Below are 927 nucleotides of genomic sequence, written 5' to 3' on the forward strand. Positions count from 1 at the left end.
GTTCAGTTTTCAAAGATCAAGTTCTCGTTGACGCCGTTTAATGTCTCAGCAGCAACTTTTATAATATATCATGTTTTCCGATGAATTGCAACACTTTTTTTCAAAGTCTTTTGTAATTTCATTCGGATTAACATTCACCAACCGAAAGTTTATATCTCCTCTTTACGACTGGATTTATAATGTAACATATAACCCACTCTAAAAACAACCCCTAAATTCAAAAAAATAAGTACTTCTTCTTCACTCCTACATCTCGTTCACACCTTATCATAAAAAACGTGTAGATTCTAATAATCAGAACCTACACGTTAAATAGAAATTGGATGTTAGTTTAGACTGTATTAATTAGAAATCCACGGATTTCTGCGTTTCTTTGAGCTCTCTGTACGACCACCAGCATTGGAACGTTGAGACTTCACAACTGTTTTGTTTTTCTTACTGCTGTTTTGACTCGAGGTCTTTGCTTTTGATGCCGTTTCCTTCGTTGCAATTCCCTTGCTCTTGAGAGAAGCGCCAGAAGTGGATTCCTCACTCACTGTTCTAGCAACTTCGGGAACGTCCTGTACAAACGTTTCAGGATCTTGGATTTCCGGAACCCGATTATGCTGCGAATAATTACCAATACCTGGATACTGTGGATTAGACGGAATACTCGACATTATCGGCCCACCAAAAGCTCCAAGTGGAGATGCTGGAACTATTCCCTGATTAGGTGTTCCTGCTCCATAAGCAGAGAATGCATTTGGGTTTCCATATGCAGGATAGGTATTATATACGGGCATTTCATATGAATAGGGTTGAACATGCATCCCTCCACACCCACAAGTAGTTGGCCAAGGAAGGTTCGATGACATCCCATACATCGGGTTCATTCCTGAAACATTAGCCTCCATATGGTTAGGTGCAGCGTTCGGATTCCATTGTTCT

General features: G+C 40.1%; 1 protein-coding gene. It reads right to left on the bottom strand.

Annotation, left to right across the window (positions count from 1 at the left end):
- Positions 1-341: 341 nt before the first annotated feature.
- Positions 342-927: hypothetical protein (locus tag CA598_RS32595; protein ID WP_179283828.1), on the bottom strand; the 586-nt coding region annotated here is incomplete at its 5' end.

Origin of the sequence: Paenibacillus sp. VTT E-133291 (genome assembly GCF_002264395.1) — a bacterium.
In the GTDB taxonomy this organism is placed as follows: domain Bacteria; phylum Bacillota; class Bacilli; order Paenibacillales; family Paenibacillaceae; genus Paenibacillus_AQ; species Paenibacillus_AQ nitricinens.